Origin of the sequence: Streptomyces sp. GbtcB6 (genome assembly GCF_019091475.1) — a bacterium.
Classification (GTDB): domain Bacteria; phylum Actinomycetota; class Actinomycetes; order Streptomycetales; family Streptomycetaceae; genus Streptomyces; species Streptomyces hyaluromycini.
This window is the reverse complement of record NZ_JAGXJL010000163.1, coordinates 1-1,058: the sequence shown is the minus strand read 5'-3', so window position 1 is coordinate 1,058 and position 1,058 is coordinate 1. Positions and strand designations below refer to the sequence as shown.

Here is a 1,058-nt window from a genome sequence, read left to right as displayed (position 1 = left end):
CAGCCGCAACGGCGGTCCGGTCAGCCGCAGTTGGTGGATCTACCGCGGCACCGGGCAGCCGCTGCCCGACATCCGCCTCGCCGACGTCCTGCCCCCGCCGCCCGGCTGGCGGGCCTTCGACGGCGGCCCGGTACTGCCGCCCGTACCGGCCGAGAGCGCCGAGACCGACCGCCGGCTGGGCAGCGTGGGCCGCACCACCTCCCGGCAGAACCCGCACGACATCGACATGATCAACACGGCTCTGCTGCTCCGCAGGCCCCTGCTGGTGACCGGCCGCCCCGGCATCGGGAAGTCCACGCTCGCCTATCTGGTCGCGCGCGAACTGGGCCTGGGCCGGGTGCTGTACTGGGGGATCACCTCGCGCAGCACCCTGCGCTCGGGACTGTACGAGTACGACGCCATCGGCCGCGCCCAGGCGTCCCTCGGGCGGGGCCCGGCCGCCCCGTCCGGCGACTCCACCCCGGAGGCGGCGGACGGAACCTTGCCGGCGGCACCGGAGGGCGGCACCGGCGCACGGATCGGGGACTTCGTGCGGCTCGGCCCGCTGGGCACCGCCCTGCTCCCCTACGAACTGCCCCGCGTCCTGCTCATCGACGAGCTGGACAAGAGCGACATCGACCTGCCCAGCGACCTCCTCCACGTGCTGGAGAACGGCTCCTACGACATCCCGGAACTGGTCCGCGCCCGCCATCACGAGAGCGCGGCGCGGGTGTTCACCGACGACCCGGACACCACGGTCACGGTGACGGACGGCCGGGTCCGGTGCCGGGCCTTCCCGTTCGTCGTCATCACCAGCAACGGCGAACGGCAGTTCCCGCCGGCCTTCCTGCGCCGCTGCGTCCGGCTGGACGTCTCCCCGCCCCGCGAGGACCAGCTGGCCGCCATGATCGCCGCGCACTTCCGGGACCAGGAGGGCCGGCACGACGAGATGATCCGGGCGTTCGTGGAACGCAGCCGGCAGAACGGCGGGCTGGCCACCGACCAGCTGCTCAACGCCGTGTTCCTGCGGACGGCCGGGGTCCGGGAGGACGACGAGTCCTGGGGCGAACTGCTGGAGG

The 1,058-nt window shown here is 73.6% G+C and carries 1 protein-coding gene; it reads left to right on the top strand.

Annotation, left to right across the window (positions count from 1 at the left end; genetic code table 11):
• Positions 1 to 1,058, top strand: a 1,058-nt coding sequence (locus KVT45_RS55005) for a MoxR family ATPase (protein WP_217562641.1), incomplete at both ends; no start/stop codon positions are given.